Source organism: Staphylococcus sp. Y174-1 (assembly GCF_049897865.1).
Lineage (GTDB): Bacteria > Bacillota > Bacilli > Staphylococcales > Staphylococcaceae > Staphylococcus > Staphylococcus saprophyticus.
This window is the reverse complement of record NZ_JAFCXB010000001.1, coordinates 768045-784766: the sequence shown is the minus strand read 5'-3', so window position 1 is coordinate 784766 and position 16722 is coordinate 768045. Positions and strand designations below refer to the sequence as shown.

The following is a 16722-nucleotide window of genomic DNA, read 5'->3' as shown; positions in this document are numbered from 1 at the left end:
ATAAAAATGACTAAAATAAGAGAAGATGTTCGTAATATAGCTATCATTGCTCACGTTGACCATGGTAAAACGACACTTGTAGACGAATTGTTAAAACAATCAGGAATTTTCCGTGAGAATGAGCACGTAGACGAAAGAGCAATGGATTCAAATGATATTGAAAGAGAACGTGGTATCACTATCCTTGCGAAAAATACAGCAGTAAATTACAAAGATAATCGAATTAATATATTAGATACACCAGGACATGCTGACTTCGGTGGAGAAGTAGAACGTATCATGAAAATGGTTGATGGTGTTGTCTTAGTAGTAGATGCATATGAAGGTACAATGCCTCAAACACGCTTTGTTTTGAAAAAAGCATTAGAACAAAACTTGAAACCAGTTGTAGTTGTAAATAAAATTGACAAACCAGAAGCTAGACCTGAAGGTGTAGTTGATGAAGTTTTAGACTTATTTATTGAATTAGAAGCAAACGATGAACAACTTGATTTCCCAGTTGTATATGCTTCAGCAGTGAATGGTACTGCAAGTTTAGATCCAGAAAAACAAGATGAAAACATGCAATCATTGTATGAAACAATCATTGATTATGTACCAGCTCCTGTAGATAATAGAGATGAGCCACTTCAATTCCAAACAGCACTATTAGACTATAGTGACTATTTAGGACGTATTGGTGTTGGTCGTGTATTTAGAGGAACAATGCGTGTCGGTGACAATGTATCATTGATTAAATTAGACGGATCAATTAAAAACTTCCGTGTAACAAAAATCTTTGGTTTCTTCGGTTTGAAACGTGAAGAAGTTAATGAAGCATATGCCGGGGACCTAATTGCTGTATCAGGAATGGAAGATATTAACGTTGGTGAAACAGTAACGCCAACTGATAACCAAGAGGCATTACCAGTATTAAGAATTGATGAACCAACACTAGAAATGACTTTCAGAGTAAACAATTCTCCATTCGCAGGTCGTGAAGGTGATTACGTGACTTCACGTCAAATTCAAGAACGTTTAGATCAACAATTAGAAACAGACGTTTCTTTAAAAGTTACACAAACTGAATCTCCAGATAAATGGATTGTTGCAGGTCGTGGTGAATTACACTTATCTATATTAATTGAAAATATGAGACGTGAAGGTTTCGAATTACAAGTTTCTAAACCACAAGTTATCTTAAGAGAAATTGATGGCGTACAATGTGAGCCATTTGAACGTGTACAATGTGAAGTACCACAAGAATATACAGGTGCTGTGATTGAATCATTAGGACAACGTAAAGGTGAAATGTTAGACATGGTCACTACAGACAATGGCTTAACACGTATTATCTTTATGGTACCAGCGCGTGGATTAATCGGTTATACTACTGAATTTATGTCTCAAACACGTGGTTATGGTATTATTAACCATACATTTGAAGAATTTAAACCACGTGTTAAAGGCCGTATCGGTGGTAGAAGAAATGGCGCATTAGTATCATTAGATCAAGGTAAAGCAAGTTCATATGCACTTATGGGCTTAGAAGACCGTGGTGTAAACTTTATGGAACCAGGTACTGAAGTTTATGAAGGTATGGTTGTTGGTGAACATAACCGTGAAAATGACTTAACAGTTAATGTAACGAAAGAGAAAAACCAAACTAACGTACGTTCTTCTAATAAAGACCAAACAGTTACAATGAAACGTCCAAGAACGTTAACACTTGAAGAAGCTTTACAATTTATTAATGACGATGAACTTGTAGAAGCTACGCCAGAAAACATCCGTATTAGAAAAACAGTATTAGAGAAAAATGCACGTGAAAAAGAAGCGAAACGTATTAAACAATTAATGCAAGAAGATGAATAATAAAACGTTTTTTTCTAAAACATTTTAATTTAAATATAAGAGGACTCATTCGTATTAAGGATGAGTCTTCTTTATATTTAAAATATTATTATTTTAACCATCTCAGGCTTGTAAGATAGACGAGCTTATAGTCTCACACGCTTACTATTGCTCTGGGCGTCAGCAAGTTATGTTATGATTCAAAATACGCATATTAATATTCAAAAAATAAAGGCACCTCATTTTAAAATTACCATTAAATAATTTAAAAATGAGGTGCCTTATTAATTAGAGACATTTATGTCACGGATGCTTTATTGGGTTGTTAGTATATTATTATCATATTTTAAGAAACGTTTTATTACATATTTAACTGTTTAACGATGATTATACGTTGTATCTTGATTACGTTGTTTTGGTGTATCAAGTCTACTTTTACATTCATCACACATAAACGTATGCATTGGATCGTTACGTAATCTTTTGGCTTCTAATGTATTTTGATCTATGAACACTTCCGTATCACAAATGATACATTTCACTTTCTTCATAACTAGATCACCTCTATACCAGTAACATATTGAAACTGATAAGAATATCCTTCTTCAGGAATATAAACAAAGCTATCAACAGAATAATCCTCATATAATCTTTTACCATCTTTGGCGAATTGGAAAAAGAGGTAAGGTAACAAGTAGATTGGTATTTCAATTGACTCATTATCATTAAACAAACGTATTGTGGTTGCATTATCATGAGGTTCAGCATTTTTGAAAAATGGTGTCATATTGATAACAAAAGATTTTTCTAATACTGCGCGTCTTTTATATTTAATTTCTGAATTTAGAGTTGGCGGATTCGTTTGACCTTCTAGAATGGCCCTATTCCATTCGCGATTATCGTCAAAATTGATTGGCTTTGTGCCGTCAAAAACGCCTTGTTCTAAATCTTCAATTTGTACTTTTCTGTCATCAAAAATCCAAGTCGTACTATCTAGCGTAATTGGAAATTTAACTTCACCCTTAATTTGAATCATAATCCCACTCCTATTGGCATAAATTACAAATATCTATAATCATTTTATTGAAAAAATTTTAGTGATAAAAATGACTTTTTTGTGAACAAAACACTTATCTATGTTACATTTAATTCAAGTTTAGCAGAGCTAAAAAATAAAAATCATTAAACCGTTTTCAAGTAATGGCCTGTATAAAGGCACATTGATTATAAATAAGAGTAAATTAAATTATCGTTACTATTAATATTATCACAAATTAGACAGAAACGTATATTCTTGAATTCACTTGCTTTTTACTATTTAGTAAGATACACTCTTCTTATAAAGTTACAATTGATAGGGGGAGTATGTCTTGGAAAAAAATCAAAAAATTAACAATGCGGCATATGACCAATTGAATAAAGATGCTGATAGGATTCTCCAACTTATTAAAGTACAAATGGATAATCTTACATTACCTCAATGCCCATTATATGAAGAAGTACTTGATACACAAATGTTTGGATTACAAAAAGAAGTGGATTTTGCTGTACAACTTGGTTTAGTTGACAGAGAAGTGGGCAAAGATTTAATGCTTCGTTTAGAAAAAGAACTTTCTAAATTGCATGATGCATTTACTAATGTTTAATTTGGTTACAGTAGGTAGATTTATTTCTGGAAACATAAGATTCCAAAATTGATATATAAACTTATATAGGAATTTATTATTTAAAACTACATAAGTATTGTGAAAGTGGCTGGGACATCAATCATTTGTTGATCATTTCTTAGCCACTTTTGTCGTGCTTTAAAAAAATAACTCAACAATAAAATAAAATAATGATTATTAGTGTTATATTTGCTCGAGAAATTGTTACAATGTTTGATATAATGTTAAAAGTAAAATTTATTTTTATCAAACGATTACCGTAAAAGGATTACGGATGATTCAAATCACTTTTATTAAATACAGTTATCGAATTAACAAATAGAATATTAAAAATTAGAATTGGATGATATGTCATATGAATAACATAAAACGGTTTTTTCGATATATAAGTAAAAATGCCAAATATATCGATTATCCACTCGTAGTTACATATTTATTATTATGTCTAATTGGTTTGGTTATGGTATATAGTGCAAGTATGGTTGCTGCTACAAAAGGATCGTTGACAGGTGGCATATCCGTACCAGGTACGTACTTTTATACAAGACAATTAATGTACGTGATAATGAGTTTAGTTATAGTATTTTTCATGGCATTCTTCATGAATGTTAAATTATTAGAAACAATTAGATTTCAAAAATGGATGATGATTGGCATCATTATTTTACTTGCTGCAACACTAGTTGTTGGTAGTAATATCAATGGTTCAAAAAGTTGGATTAATTTAGGTTTTATGAATTTACAAGCTTCTGAATTGTTGAAAATTGCAATCATCTTATATATTCCTTATATGATTGAAAAGAAACGACCAAAAGTATTTAAACAGCCAAAATTAATGACTTCACCAATTATTTTAGCAGGATTGTGTATCGCATTAGTGCTGTTACAGCGCGATGTCGGACAAACATTATTGATCATGATTATATTCGTTTCAATACTTTTCTATGCTGGTATTGGTGTCCAAAAATCCATTAAATACGGTCTGTTAATTATAGTAGGTGTCGTTATTATTGGCTCGCTCTTCTTAATTATTGGTTTAGTACCAGATTACTTAACAGCGAGATTTAGTACGTTAACAAATCCATTTAGCCAAGAATCAGGTACGGGGTATCATATTTCTAATTCCCTAATTGCCATCGGAAATGGTGGCTTGCTAGGTAGAGGCCTAGGCAATAGTATCATGAAATTAGGTTATTTGCCTGAACCACATACAGATTTTATTTTTTCTATTATATGTGAAGAATTAGGTTTAGTAGGTGGCCTTGTAGTCATTTGTTTACTATTCTTTATCGTCTATAGAGCCTTTGAGTTAGCTAATAAGACAAATTCTTATTTTTATAAACTCGTATGTGTTGGTGTAGCTAGTTATATAGGAAGTCAAACTTTCGTTAATTTAGGTGGTATTTCAGGTACAATTCCTTTAACAGGGGTGCCATTACCATTTATCAGTTTTGGTGGTTCATCTATGATTAGTTTAAGTATCGCTTTAGGTTTATTACTTATTACCGGTAAACAAATAAGAATAGAAGCTTATAGAAAAAAACAAGCGAATAAGAAAAAGACTCATATTGGAATGACTAGACGGTATTAATAAAAAACTAAATTCAATGTTTAATAATCAGTAAAAGGATTTAAAGGCAAACATTTCAACTTTTAATAGTTGAAATGTTTGTCTATTTTTTTACAATTTAAACCTAATTTTGAAATACTTTTTACAGATAGATATAATGATAATAAAAAGTTATCAATAGTAATAACTTTTTATTAATGTTAATACGTGATATAATTTTCTTCTAAGCTTGTTATAGTAAGGCTTTCGATTTATTCGGAAGAAGTACATTTAAATTATAAAAATTTTAAAATTTAACATCTTATAAATAGTTTCAAGATAAAACTTAATAATTTATTACTGTATACATTGTTCGTATTTTGCTATAATGAAAATCATATCTAACTTTTTAGAAAATTCAAAATTTAAGGGGGACCATGATGTGAAACAAATAAACAAGCTTTTGGTAGCCAATCGTGGTGAAATAGCAATAAGAATTTTTAGGGCAGCGACAGAATTAGATATTAAAACAGTTGCAATTTATTCAAATGAAGATAAAGGGTCTTTACATAGATATAAAGCAGATGAATCTTATTTAGTAGGCAAAGATTTAGGACCTGCTGAATCTTATTTAGATATAGAAAGAATCATTGATGTTGCTAAGCGTGCAGATGTAGATGCGATACATCCTGGTTATGGCTTTTTAAGTGAAAATGAAACATTTGCTCGTAGATGTCAAGAAGAAGGAATTAAATTTATTGGTCCACGTGTTGAACATTTAGACATGTTTGGCGATAAAGTTAAGGCAAGAACAACAGCAATTAATGCGGATTTAAGAGTCATTCCAGGTACGGATGGTCCTATTGATAATCAAGAGGATGCGATTGCATTTGCTAATGAAGCAGGTTACCCATTGATGATTAAAGCGACAAGTGGTGGCGGCGGTAAAGGTATGCGTATCGTACAATCGGAAGATGAATTAGAAGACGCATTCCATCGAGCTAAATCTGAAGCGGAAAAATCATTTGGTAATAGTGAAGTATATATTGAAAAATATATAGACAATCCGAAACATATTGAAGTACAAGTTATCGGTGATGAACATGGTAATATCGTACATTTATATGAACGTGATTGTTCTGTACAAAGACGACACCAAAAGGTAGTAGAAGTGGCACCTTCAGTTGCATTGTCAGATGATTTAAGGGAACGTATCTGTGAAGCAGCAATCCAATTAATGGAAAATATTGAATATGTCAATGCGGGTACGGTGGAATTCCTTGTATCGGGCGAAGAATTCTACTTCATTGAAGTTAATCCGCGTGTTCAAGTGGAACATACGATTACTGAGATGATTACAGGTGTTGATATCGTTAAAACACAAATACTTGTTGCTGATGGTGAAAATCTATTTGACGAAGAAATAAGTATGCCAAGTCAAGCAGATATTAAAACATTAGGATATGCGATTCAATGTCGTATTACTACTGAAGATCCAACAAATGATTTTATGCCAGATACTGGACGTATCATAGCTTATCGTTCAAGCGGTGGTTTTGGAGTGAGATTAGATGCTGGTGATGGATTCCAAGGTGCAGAAATTTCACCTTATTATGATTCGTTATTGGTAAAATTATCTACACACGCTATGTCTTACAAACAAGCAAATGAAAAAATGAATCGTTCATTACAAGAAATGCGAATCCGTGGTGTGAAAACCAATGTTCCGTTTTTAATTAATGTTATGAGAAATGAGCAATTTAAAACAGGTGATTATACTACTAAATTCATTGAGCGGACACCTGAGTTATTTGATATTGAACCGACATTAGATAGAGGTACAAAAACGTTAGAATATATTGGTAATGTTTCGATTAATGGATTTCCAAATGTAGAAAAACGACCTAAACCGATCTATGAAACATCGCCAATTCCACAAATCCCTAGAAAAGAAATAGCAAAATTAGAGGGAACGAAACAAATACTGGATACTAAAGGACCTAAGGCAGTAGCAGAATGGTTAAAAGAGCAAGACGATGTATTAATCACCGACACTACATTTAGAGATGCGCATCAGTCATTATTAGCTACACGTGTGAGAACAAAAGACATGATGAATATTGCTTCTAAAACAGCTCAAGTAATGAAAGACAGCTTTTCATTAGAGATGTGGGGCGGTGCAACTTTTGATGTTGCGTATAATTTCTTGAAAGAAAATCCATGGGAACGCTTAGAAAGATTAAGAAAAGAAATTCCAAATGTTTTATTCCAAATGTTATTACGCGCCTCAAATGCTGTTGGATATAAAAATTATCCAGACAATGTTATAAAAAAATTCGTTAAAGAAAGTTCAGAAGCTGGCATAGACGTGTTCCGTATCTTTGACTCTTTAAATTGGGTTGATCAAATGAAAGTGGCCAATGAAGCTGTACAAGAAGCGGGTAAAATTTCGGAAGGGACGATTTGTTATACAGGAGACATATTAAATCCAAATCGTTCGGATATTTACACTTTACAATACTATGTTGATATGGCGAAAACACTTGAACGTGAAGGATTCCATATATTAGCGATTAAAGATATGGCGGGATTATTGAAACCTAAAGCTGCCAATGAACTAATTGGAGAATTGAAAGCTGCGGTTGATTTACCAATTCACTTACACACACATGACACAAGTGGAAATGGTTTATTAGTGTATAAACAAGCTATAGATGCAGGTGTAGACGTCATTGATACTGCAGTAGCTTCTATGAGTGGTTTAACAAGCCAACCAAGTGGCAACTCTTTATATTATGCATTAAATGGATTTGATAGAAATATGCGTGCAGATGTAGATGGTATGGAAGAGTTATCACACTATTGGGGTACAGTACGTCAATATTACAGTGATTTTGAAAGTGATATTAAATCACCTAATACTGAAATTTATAAACACGAAATGCCTGGTGGTCAATATTCGAACCTAAGCCAACAAGCTAAAAGTTTAGGATTAGGCAATCGATTTAATGAAGTAAAAGAAATGTATAGACGTGTGAACTTCTTATTTGGTGATATTGTTAAAGTAACGCCGTCATCTAAAGTTGTAGGTGACATGGCATTGTACATGGTACAAAATGATTTAGATGAAGATACTATTATAAAAGATGGCTATAAATTGGATTTCCCTGAATCAGTTGTGTCATTCTTTAAAGGTGATATTGGACAGCCAGTTAATGGTTTCAATAAAACGTTACAAAAAGTTATTCTCAAAGGGCAATCTGCCATTACAGATCGACCAGGGGAACATTTAGATCCTGTTGATTTTGAAGCAGTAAGAAAAGAATTAGAAGAAAAACAAGAGAGAGAAGTAACAGAACAAGACATCATAAGTTATGTGCTATATCCTAAAGTTTACGAACAATTTATAGCAACACAAGAACAATTTGGAAATGTGTCTCTTTTAGATACGCCAACATTCTTCTTTGGTATGCGTTCAAATGAAACGGTTGAGATTGAAATTGATACAGGTAAACGTTTAATCATTACACTTAAGACAATTACGGAACCAGATGAAAAAGGTATACGTACAATCTTTTATGATATGAATGGTCAAGCGCGACGTATCTTTATTCAAGATGAAAATGTTAAGGCGAATGAAAGTGTTAAGCCAAAAGCAGATAAATTAAACCCAAATCATATTGGTGCACAAATGCCAGGTTCAGTTACGGAAGTGAAGATTGCTGAAGGAGAATCTGTAACGAGTGGTCAAGCGTTATTGATTACTGAAGCTATGAAGATGGAAACAACGATTCAAGCACCGTTTGATGGCGTTGTTAAAAAAGTTACAGTACAAAGTGGTGAAGCAATTGAAACAGGCGACTTATTGATTGAAATTGAAAAAGAACCTGTTGATTAGTTTAAAAATAAAAAGCAAGCTCAGTTTTCTTAAAAACTGAGCTTGCTTTTTATGTGATTATATACCCAAAACGTTAATTATCCGCCACTTCGAATTGTACGTAACATTAATATGATAAAGTATGCGATTAATCCGAAGAGTAATGTAATAAACAATGCATGTAACAATGCGATGAATAAATTAACTTCAGTAATAATGGATAATGCGCCTGTTGTTACTTGTAAGATAACTAAAATAAATGCCGCTGTATAACCGTAACGAATTGTACGATTTTCTCTATAATTGTTTACGGCGTGGATAAATGTAATTAAAATCCAAATAAAGGCAATGAGTGCCATACCTCTATGTGTTAAATTTACCCAATCCTGAACATTATGTGGCATTAAATCATTAAACGGTAATGGCCATTGACCATACGCTAAACTTGCTTCTTTATGTCTTACTAAAGCACCTGTATATATCGTCATATAAACAATGAGTGCCATAATCCATGTATAAATTCTCAATGGTTTTCTAATAAACAATTCATCAGCTTCATATTTACGGTCAACTTCATATATAATTAAAGTTAATACAAATACAGATGAAAAGGAAATTAAAGAGATACCAAAGTGAAGTGCTAATACATATGCATTTTGTTGCCACATTACTGCTGCCGCACCAACTAAAGCCTGAATTAGTAAGAAACCAACACTAATACAAGATAATGGTTTAACTTCTTTGATATAACCAATATGTTTCCAAGCAACAATAACCAACCATAAAACGACAATTAATGATAAGCCAGATACTGCACGATGACTTAATTCAATTAATGTTTGAATTGGTAAATTTTGAGGTAAGAACGCGCCATGACAAAGTGGCCAGTCAGATCCACAACCATCTGCTGAACCTGTTTTTGTTACTAACGCGCCACCAAGTTGAACAAAAGCCATTATGACTGTTGCTAACACAGATAACCATTTAAGGTTTTTTTTGCTAAACAAGAATTAACCCCCCACTTTAAAAATATAATAATGAAAATATTTAATTACGCCCAGTAGTGCTAAAAGCAACTTAGGTATACATAATGATACATCTCATTCATATATTTTTATATGTTCATAAATCTTAAATTTTATTATAACAATAAATAGCAAATAAAATGTGTCACAAAAATGACTTTTTGCTAATGTCGATAAAGTGTCACAAATATCTTTACATTAATGTAGTCAATCGAACAAAATTAATATATCATTGTATTATATGAAAAAAATAGGAGGGAAATTATGAACAAAGAACAAACTTTGGCGCATAATTCTAGCCGTGTAACTTTTAAAGAGTTACAGCAAATCATCAAAATGGGCTTGGTTCAAGGGAATTTAATTCCTGCATTTGCTGGATCATGGTTAGCGATTGTGTTGGCAAATCATTCCTTCCTCTCGTCAATACCACAAATCTTAATGATGTTAGTGGGCTCTACGTTAATTATGGGGGGCGCATGTGCTTTAAATAATTACTACGATCAAGATATTGACAGTATCATGCCAAGTAAACAACAGAGACCTACAGTTAATGAAAGAATTTCAAATAGAAATTTATTAATTCTCAGCTTTGGAATGATGCTCATAGGGGAAGCATTACTATTTGCACTCAATATACCTTCAGGCGTTATTGGTCTATTGGGCATTGTTGGTTATGTATCATTTTATTCAATTTGGTCTAAAAGACATACGGTTTGGAATACAGTCATAGGCAGTTTTCCAGGAGCAGTTCCACCGCTAATTGGTTGGACAGCGATAGAAGGAAATATAAGCTTAGTAGCCGTTGCACTATTCTTAGTTATCTTCTGTTGGCAACCGATTCATTTTTATGCTTTAGCAATTAAACGTAAGGATGAATATTCATTAGCAAATATACCAATGTTACCATCAGTTAAAGGATTTAATCGTACGAGAGTAAGTATGTTTTTCTGGTTAGTTGTCTTGTTACCACTACCATTCTTATTAAGTAGCTTAGGTGTTACATTTATTGTGTTAGCTACTTTATTAAATTTAGGATGGCTGTACTTAGGATTAACAAGCTTCAAAAAAGATACAGATCAAACAAAATGGGCAACAAAAATGTTTATATATTCACTAAACTATTTAGTCGTTTTCTTCGTACTCGTTGTTGTCATCTCGCTCATTCAAATGTTTTAATAACTTATGATAAGGATGTATTATATGAACTTACCAATTTTACCCACAATCAGTACAAGCTTTATTGTAATTAGTGCAATCCTTATTGCAATAGGTTGGCGTCAAATATGGAAAAGAAAAATTGAAAGTCATAAAAAGGTAATGTTGGCTGCAGCATTTTTTGCACTAGCATTCTTTATCATTTATGCTTCAAGAACAATTTTTATAGGTAATACTGCATTTGGTGGTCCAGATTCTATCAAAATTTATTATACAATTTTCTTGATTTTCCACATTAATTTGGCAACAATCGGGGGCATTTTAGGACTTGTACAAATCATTACCGCCTTTAAAGATAAATTTAAGGTACATAGATTTGTTGGACCTATAGCATCGATTGTCTGGTTCTGTACAGCTATTACAGGTGTAGCTGTATACCTATTGCTTTACGTATTATATCCAGGTGGCGAGACAACATCGCTACTTAAAGCAACGTTTGGATTATAATAATCATAAATAAAGCGTTAGTTTTTTAAAAGGCATATAAGAGGAGTCATCTCAATGAGATGACTCCTCTTTGTTTTGAATAGCTAACAAGATAATTAGCGTTCTGTATATCTTTTTAAGTGCTTGGCTGTAAGCGACGCATTTATTTGAAGTAAACCTTGAGGTTCCCCTTGATAAAGTAATTGGCCTCCTTTTTCACCTGCAAATGGTCCGATATCAATAATCCAATCAGCATAAGTCATCATCGTTAAATTATGTTCTATAATAACAACTGTATTGTGTTCATCGATGAGTCGTTTAAAGCAATCTATTAATATGGGGATATCATCTTCATGTAAACCAGTCGTTGGTTCATCAAAAACAAAGATATGTTGGTGGACAGTCTTTGTTAAGTATTTACTTAATTTGACTCTTTGTACTTCGCCACCAGACAATGTATCAAGTGTTTGTCCCAATGTCATATAGTTTAAACCAGTTGATTTTAAAGCTTGGAGTGGTTGAGCGATATCCTTATTTTTATTGAAAAAGGTGATTGCTTCATCAACCGTTAATGCTAAAATATCAGCAATATTATACCCCCCCACTTTAGCATCTAACACTTCTGGTTTGTATCGTTTACCATGACAAACATCACATGTTTGTGTGAAATCTGGCATAAAGGCTAGCTCTGTTTTGATAATGCCTCTACCGTGGCATTCAGGACAAGCACCTGCAGAATTATAGCTAAACAACGATTTCTTTAAACCGGTTGCTTCACAAAAATATGAGCGCACATCATCAAATATATTTAAATAAGTCAATAAATTGGAGCGACTCGAAGCATGCGCTGGTTTTTGGTCTATAAAAATGGTATCTGCTAGCGCTTCTAAACCTGCATGGATTAACGAACTTTTACCAGAACCCGCAACACCAGTTACGACAGTCATAGCTTGTTCAGGCAGTGTCACAGTCATATTCTTAATATTGTTACGAGAAACATTCTTTAAATTTATGAAATTTGAAGCGCTTAAATTCGGTGATTTTAATTGGTGCGTTCTGCGTAAAGCATCACCAGTATGTGTTGTTGAATTGAGTAACTCATGATAACTACCTGTAAAAGTAATGTCACCACCATATTTGCCAGCTAAAGGACCTAAATCAATAATATGATCGGCTATTTTTATAACATCTGGGTCATGTTCGACTACTAAAACTGTATTCCCTTTATTTTTCAAGGACAGAATAATTTCATTAATACGCTGAATATCTTCTGGATGAAGTCCAATACTCGGCTCATCAATAATATATACTAAATCACTCAACGCACTGTTTAAATGTCTAATGAGTTTAATTCTTTGTGATTCTCCACCTGATAAAGAGGTGGTTTCTCTAGATAAAGTTAAATAATTTAAGCCGATATAACTCAATGATTCTAACTGCTGTTGCAATGGTTCAATAATGACATTTGCTTTTGGTGAATCAATTTTTTTGATGAATTTTAAAGCATCATCAATTGATAAATTTGTAAAATCAGCAATATCTAAGTTATTGATTTTACACTTTAAAACTGAAGTGCTCAGTCTTTTTCCGTGACAAGTAGGGCATTTTTTAGAAGTAACCACTCTATCAATCGCTTCTTTAAATTTATTTTTTTCAAAGTTGTCATTCAATAAAAATGAACGTCTAAATCTATGGATGAGACCTTCAAATTTTGCAGTCTTAGGCCAGTTTTCTGGTGGGTGTTTAATTTTCATTGGCTTAGCGTACAAGAAGGTATCTAGTTCTTCTTTGGTAAAATGTTTTAATTTTTTATCGTTGTCAAACAAACCAGAATATAAATAGCGTTTTCCTCGCCAACTATCTGGTCTGAAAGAAGGGAAACGTATCGCATCTTCATTGAGCGATTTATTAAAATCTAATAATTCATGTAAATCAATGTCCTCAACGTAACCAAGCCCTGAACAAGTTTCACACATACCTTTAGGATTATTAAATGAAAAGATATCTGAGTAACCAACAAACGGTTTGCCAATTCGTGACCAAAGTAATCTCACAGATGCATAGATGTCCGAGATTGTACCGACTGTAGAGCGAGAATTTCCACCTAATCTTTTTTGATTTATAATCATTGCCACTGGTAAATGTTCGATTAAGTCGACCTTTGGTTTTGAAAATTGAGCTAGTTGATGTTGTATGTATGTTGAGTAAGTTTCGTTTAAAAGCCGTTCTGATTCTGCGGCAATTGTATTAAACACTAAAGAAGATTTTCCTGAACCCGAACGCCCAGTAAAAACAGTTATTTGATGTTTAGGTATATCAACAGAAATATTTTTTAAATTATTTTGCTTTGCGCCATGTATACGTATCATTGACATGCATTTTCACCTCTTATTTCATAGTATACCCAAAGTTGAGTTGTGTATTACCTTAATTTGTAATAGAGCGTAATATGTTGAAAATCTGTCGTATTTTACAATATACTTCTAATATTACGACGGCATGCCTTGTTTGTGATATATTGAAACATGTACAATAAATGAAAGAGAAGTATAGGTGGGTGAGCGATGAAAAAATTAATAATTAAAATTATTGGTGTACTGTTATTAATATGTTTCTTGATTTACCTTTTTTACTCACCACGTTTAAAGTTTGATGTTTTGGAGAATCCTAATAAAGATTCAACGAAGACTACTCAAAATGAAAATATTAATAAAAATGAGGAATCAGTTGAAAATCCGATGCCAAAAGAAGGTATCGGTACGTGGGTAGGTCAAAACCTAAAAAAACTTACAAATACATATGGGCAAGCTGAACGGGTTTATTCATATAAAGGTGATTTTAAAAATTATATATTTAAAGAGCATAATCAATATTATCTTGTTACAACAAAGCATAATATTATTAAATCTGTGTACGCAACTGGTAAAGATGCAAAAGTTGATCCATTAAAGATTTCCGATAATGCATCACATGTTTTTGAGAAATACAGTATTAATCCTGAACCAACGATTAAAGTTGATGGTAAAGAATATGAACTTGAATTATCTGATTTAGATATGAAGACGCAAACACTTATAAAGTTTAAAAATATTTATGCACAAATTTATATTGACCAACAATCAAATGAAATTGTAGCTGTTAGATATTTAGATAGCGAAGCCTTAGCAGCCTTTAAACCATATCAAATGTTAAGTTCTCAAGAAGATAAAGAAGTTCAAAGTGAGCATGATGATTTGCCCTATGAGCAAAATTCAAATCAATTGATGACATTATATGAAATTACAAATGAAATGAGAAAGTTAAAGGATGCCAAGCCACTTAAAATTAACAATGATATAGCTCATATTGCATCATTTAACTTGTATGAAGCTACAGGGACTGATAGTGTTGAATTTACAGAAGATGCTTTAAAACAACAGTTGAATGAACAAAAAATATCATTTGTCTCCACGAGTCAAAACGTAGGATATGATTTTAATGAAGTACCTACGTTGATTCATAGTTGGTTAAATTCGGATATCCATAGATCAAGGATGTTAAATTCAAAATATAATGAAATGGGTGGCGAAGTAACAAATGGTTATTACACACTTATTTTCGTAGAGGATAAATAGAAAGGAGATGGACGACGATGATTACAGAAGAAACTTTAACAGTGCTAGATGAAATAGAAATGCTCAGTGATAAAATATTACAATCTCGATTATATAAAGCATACAAAACAGCTGAACAGACATTAGCCAATGATGATGAAGCGCATCTACTTTATCAAGCTTTCTTAAAATCTAAAGAAAAATATGATGAAATTATGCGGTTTGGTAAATATCATCCAGATTATCAAAGTGTCATGTTAGAAACACGTATACGTAAACGTGCATATGAAATGCTTGATGTAGTGATGGATTATAAACAAAAAGAAGTTGCTTTGCAGGAATTGATAGATCAAGTTATTGTGAAAATTGCTTACGCAGTTTCTGAGAATGTGAAGATTGAAGCGGGCAATCCATTTTTCCAAAAAGAATCAGGTGGTTGTGCCACTGGCGGTTCATGTGGTTGTTCATTATAAAAGATAGATTGGAATTTTTAAGAAAATAGTAAAGGAGGCAGAGCGCTAACAGGACTCTGCCTCCTTTTTTGTGAATTTAATCAGATATTGAAATCATTGTAAATAGCACTTGTCGTTTATTTTATAATATTTATTTGGGATACGTATTTTTAAATCTTTCTGCTAAATCAGGTCGATCAGTGACTAAGGTATGTGCACCATAAAAGATTAAATCATTCATCATATCTAAATTGTTAACACCATAGTAGCCTGGAACAATATTTCGTTCGTTTAACCATTGTATAAACTTGGGCGATGTTAGCTTAATCCCGTTAAAAGAAACAGGCATTTGAAACGTATTCGCACGAGGTTGGAAAGTATTGCCAAGACCTGTGAAGAATTTCAATACGCCTTCAGCTACTTCATTTTGACTTGCACCAATCGCCACAGTACCATGGCTAATTATATTAAATCTTTCAATTTGTTGACTGTGAAAACTTGTCACTAAAACGCGTTTTTGTGCATGGTGTGCAACGATGACTTCATAAATGATTTCTGGCGCTAATTCACCTTCTTTGCTTTTGGGGTCATCTTTTAAATCCACATTAATTAATTGATTTGGATAATGTTTTAATAATTCATCAAATGATAATATTTTGGCATCTTCATGTCCACGATAAACTTTAGTACCATTAATATCGGTGAATCGATAACCTGCATCTAGTTGTTTTAATTCTGCTAAAGTATGTTCAGATACTTTACCTGATCCATTTGTAGTACGATCAACAGTAGCATCATGAAATACTACAAGTTTATGGTCTTTCGTAAGTCTGACATCTGTTTCAAAACCATCTATATCATGTGCGACTGCATTATCAAAAGCAAGCTTAGTTTGCTCTGGTCTGACAGCCATACCACCTCGATGTGCAAAAATATATGGTGCAGTTCTAGAAAAGAAAGGTGGTATACTTTGATTATGCGGTTGTGTTTTATATTTATTAATAAAAATTAAACTTCCTACCAAACCGACTGTGCCTAAAAATCCAGCTTTAATTATGTTATTAATTTTTGTCACGAGCCTTCCT

General features: G+C 32.7%; 13 protein-coding genes. 8 read left to right on the top strand and 5 right to left on the bottom strand.

The annotated features are described in order from the left end of the window. Positions 1–6: 6 nt before the first annotated feature. Positions 7–1854 (top strand): translational GTPase TypA, encoded by a 1848-nt coding sequence (typA, locus tag ACP7BT_RS03925; protein ID WP_002483661.1) that lies wholly within the window; start codon positions 7–9, stop codon positions 1852–1854. Positions 1855–2210: 356 nt separating this feature from the next. Here typA and ACP7BT_RS03920 read toward each other — a convergent pair whose 3' ends face one another. Next, positions 2211–2384, bottom strand: a complete 174-nt coding sequence (locus ACP7BT_RS03920; protein ID WP_011303405.1) for a DUF2197 domain-containing protein — start codon at positions 2382–2384, stop codon at positions 2211–2213. Positions 2385–2386: 2 nt separating this feature from the next. Next, the gene (locus tag ACP7BT_RS03915) at positions 2387–2869 is read right to left on the bottom strand and encodes a hypothetical protein (protein ID WP_041079074.1); all 483 of its coding nucleotides are present in this window, start codon (positions 2867–2869) and stop codon (positions 2387–2389) included. 334 nt (positions 2870–3203) lie between these two features. Here ACP7BT_RS03915 and ACP7BT_RS03910 point away from each other — a divergent pair, with 334 nt between their 5' ends. The 3 genes from ACP7BT_RS03910 (at position 3204) to ACP7BT_RS03900 (ending at position 8947) form a co-directional block, all read left to right on the top strand. Further along, positions 3204–3479 (top strand): YlaN family protein, encoded by a 276-nt coding sequence (locus tag ACP7BT_RS03910; RefSeq protein ID WP_002483658.1) that lies wholly within the window; start codon positions 3204–3206, stop codon positions 3477–3479. 376 nt (positions 3480–3855) lie between these two features. Further along, on the top strand, positions 3856–5091 hold the full coding sequence (ftsW, locus tag ACP7BT_RS03905; RefSeq protein WP_011303404.1) for a cell division peptidoglycan polymerase FtsW: 1236 nt from the start codon (positions 3856–3858) through the stop codon (positions 5089–5091). A gap of 400 nt (positions 5092–5491) precedes the next feature. Beyond that, positions 5492–8947: a pyruvate carboxylase gene (locus ACP7BT_RS03900; protein ID WP_426303735.1), complete on the top strand. Its 3456-nt coding sequence runs from the start codon at positions 5492–5494 to the stop codon at positions 8945–8947. A gap of 77 nt (positions 8948–9024) precedes the next feature. On the opposite strand, the gene ACP7BT_RS03895 is transcribed toward ACP7BT_RS03900, so the two are convergent. Next, positions 9025–9933: a COX15/CtaA family protein gene (locus ACP7BT_RS03895; RefSeq protein ID WP_011303402.1), complete on the bottom strand. Its 909-nt coding sequence runs from the start codon at positions 9931–9933 to the stop codon at positions 9025–9027. Between the two features lie 282 nt (positions 9934–10215). Here ACP7BT_RS03895 and cyoE point away from each other — a divergent pair, with 282 nt between their 5' ends. Both cyoE and ACP7BT_RS03885 read left to right on the top strand, forming a co-directional pair. After that, positions 10216–11127, top strand: coding sequence for a heme o synthase (cyoE, locus tag ACP7BT_RS03890; protein ID WP_002483654.1), 912 nt, complete (start codon positions 10216–10218; stop codon positions 11125–11127). Positions 11128–11151: 24 nt separating this feature from the next. Further along, positions 11152–11613 carry a DUF420 domain-containing protein gene (locus ACP7BT_RS03885; RefSeq protein WP_011303401.1) on the top strand — a complete coding sequence of 154 codons (462 nt, stop codon included), beginning with the start codon at positions 11152–11154 and terminating at the stop codon, positions 11611–11613. A gap of 95 nt (positions 11614–11708) precedes the next feature. On the opposite strand, the gene ACP7BT_RS03880 is transcribed toward ACP7BT_RS03885, so the two are convergent. Further along, positions 11709–13967, bottom strand: coding sequence for an ATP-binding cassette domain-containing protein (locus ACP7BT_RS03880; protein WP_426303734.1), 2259 nt, complete (start codon positions 13965–13967; stop codon positions 11709–11711). A 189-nt stretch (positions 13968–14156) separates the two neighbouring features. Between ACP7BT_RS03880 and ACP7BT_RS03875 the strand changes: the two genes are divergently transcribed. After that, complete coding sequence (locus ACP7BT_RS03875) at positions 14157–15206, top strand: CAP-associated domain-containing protein (protein ID WP_037538811.1); 1050 nt, start codon at positions 14157–14159, stop codon at positions 15204–15206. Between the two features lie 17 nt (positions 15207–15223). Next, on the top strand, positions 15224–15658 hold the full coding sequence (locus ACP7BT_RS03870; protein ID WP_041079081.1) for a YlbF family regulator: 435 nt from the start codon (positions 15224–15226) through the stop codon (positions 15656–15658). Positions 15659–15788: 130 nt separating this feature from the next. Here the strand turns inward: ACP7BT_RS03870 and ACP7BT_RS03865 are convergent, their stop codons facing one another. Further along, positions 15789–16712 carry a glycerophosphodiester phosphodiesterase gene (locus ACP7BT_RS03865; RefSeq protein WP_041079083.1) on the bottom strand — a complete coding sequence of 308 codons (924 nt, stop codon included), beginning with the start codon at positions 16710–16712 and terminating at the stop codon, positions 15789–15791. Between the last annotated feature and the right edge of the window lie 10 nt (positions 16713–16722).

Bases quoted from the DNA above. Each gene is read 5' to 3' on its own strand.
- ACP7BT_RS03870 (WP_041079081.1), top strand. From the start codon at position 15,224: ATGATTACAGAAGAAACTTTAACAGTGCTAGATGAAATAGAAATGCTC.
- ACP7BT_RS03880 (WP_426303734.1), bottom strand. From the start codon at position 13,967: ATGTCAATGATACGTATACATGGCGCAAAGCAAAATAATTTAAAAAAT.
- cyoE (WP_002483654.1), top strand. From the start codon at position 10,216: ATGAACAAAGAACAAACTTTGGCGCATAATTCTAGCCGTGTAACTTTT.
- ACP7BT_RS03875 (WP_037538811.1), top strand. From the start codon at position 14,157: ATGAAAAAATTAATAATTAAAATTATTGGTGTACTGTTATTAATATGT.
- typA (WP_002483661.1), top strand. From the start codon at position 7: ATGACTAAAATAAGAGAAGATGTTCGTAATATAGCTATCATTGCTCAC.
- ACP7BT_RS03885 (WP_011303401.1), top strand. From the start codon at position 11,152: ATGAACTTACCAATTTTACCCACAATCAGTACAAGCTTTATTGTAATT.
- ACP7BT_RS03920 (WP_011303405.1), bottom strand. From the start codon at position 2,384: ATGAAGAAAGTGAAATGTATCATTTGTGATACGGAAGTGTTCATAGAT.
- ACP7BT_RS03915 (WP_041079074.1), bottom strand. From the start codon at position 2,869: ATGATTCAAATTAAGGGTGAAGTTAAATTTCCAATTACGCTAGATAGT.
- ftsW (WP_011303404.1), top strand. From the start codon at position 3,856: ATGAATAACATAAAACGGTTTTTTCGATATATAAGTAAAAATGCCAAA.